This window comes from Methanosarcina sp. MSH10X1, from assembly GCF_004099695.1.
Taxonomy (GTDB): Archaea; Halobacteriota; Methanosarcinia; order Methanosarcinales; family Methanosarcinaceae; genus Methanosarcina.
In genome coordinates this window covers 1-1,709 of sequence record NZ_SCHL01000043.1, presented here as the reverse complement: position 1 = coordinate 1,709, position 1,709 = coordinate 1, and the positions used below count along the sequence as shown (strand labels likewise).

Annotated in this window: 1 rRNA gene; it reads left to right on the top strand. The window is 54.1% G+C overall.

Annotated features, from left to right (window positions below):
* The first annotated feature begins 177 nt into the window (after nucleotides 1–177).
* Nucleotides 178–1,655, top strand: a 16S ribosomal RNA gene (locus EQO05_RS15200).
* The last annotated feature ends 54 nt before the right edge of the window (nucleotides 1,656–1,709 follow it).

Genomic DNA, 1,709 nt, shown 5'->3' with positions numbered 1-1,709 from the left:
TAATGGAGTCAGGAGTTATTTCCTGACTGACGAGGATTTTGTCGGTTCGGTTAATTCTGGGCGGTGAGAGTTTTTCATAAAAACATCATCGCGAAACTGAGAATAACTGAATTGATAGTTGTTAGTGCAAGTTTCTGCGACCAAGACCTTTATTTTGAAGTGTGCGATACTTTAACAATTCTGGTTGATCCTGCCAGAGGTTACTGCTATCGGTGTTCGCCTAAGCCATGCGAGTCATATGTTCTTCGTGAACATGGCGTACTGCTCAGTAACACGTGGATAACCTGCCCTTGGGTCCGGCATAACCCCGGGAAACTGGGGATAATTCCGGATAACGCATATATGCTGGAATGCTTTATGCGTAAAATGGATTCGTCTGCCCAAGGATGGGTCTGCGGCCTATCAGGTAGTAGTGGGTGTAATGTACCTACTAGCCTACAACGGGTACGGGTTGTGAGAGCAAGAGCCCGGAGATGGATTCTGAGACATGAATCCAGGCCCTACGGGGCGCAGCAGGCGCGAAAACTTTACAATGCGGGAAACCGTGATAAGGGGACACCGAGTGCCAGCATCATATGCTGGCTGTCCAGATGTGTAAAATACATCTGTTAGCAAGGGCCGGGCAAGACCGGTGCCAGCCGCCGCGGTAACACCGGCGGCCCGAGTGGTGATCGTGATTATTGGGTCTAAAGGGTCCGTAGCCGGTTTGGTCAGTCCTCCGGGAAATCTGATAGCTCAACTATTAGGCTTTCGGGGGATACTGCCAGGCTTGGAACCGGGAGAGGTAAGAGGTACTACAGGGGTAGGAGTGAAATCTTGTAATCCCTGTGGGACCACCTGTGGCGAAGGCGTCTTACCAGAACGGGTTCGACGGTGAGGGACGAAAGCTGGGGGCACGAACCGGATTAGATACCCGGGTAGTCCCAGCCGTAAACGATGCTCGCTAGGTGTCAGGCATGGCGCGACCGTGTCTGGTGCCGCAGGGAAGCCGTGAAGCGAGCCACCTGGGAAGTACGGCCGCAAGGCTGAAACTTAAAGGAATTGGCGGGGGAGCACAACAACGGGTGGAGCCTGCGGTTTAATTGGACTCAACGCCGGACAACTCACCGGGGACGACAGCAATATGTAGGCCAGGCTGAAGACCTTGCCTGAATCGCTGAGAGGAGGTGCATGGCCGTCGCCAGTTCGTACTGTGAAGCATCCTGTTAAGTCAGGCAACGAGCGAGACCCGTGCCCACTGTTACCAGCATATCCTCCGGGATGATGGGTACTCTGTGGGGACCGCCGGTGTTAAATCGGAGGAAGGTGCGGGCCACGGTAGGTCAGTATGCCCCGAATTTCCCGGGCTACACGCGGGCTACAATGAATGGGACAATGGGTCCCTCCCCCGAAAGGGGCTGGTAATCTCACAAACCCATCCGTAGTTCGGATCGAGGGCTGTAACTCGCCCTCGTGAAGCTGGAATCCGTAGTAATCGCGTTTCAATATAGCGCGGTGAATACGTCCCTGCTCCTTGCACACACCGCCCGTCAAACCACCCGAGTGAGGTATGGGTGAGGGCACGAACTCTGTGTCGTGTTCGAACCTGTGCTTTGCAAGGGGGGTTAAGTCGTAACAAGGTAGCCGTAGGGGAATCTGCGGCTGGATCACCTCCTAAGCATAAAAAACCCACCGCCCAGATGCCGATAAACCGAACAAAATCCTCAACC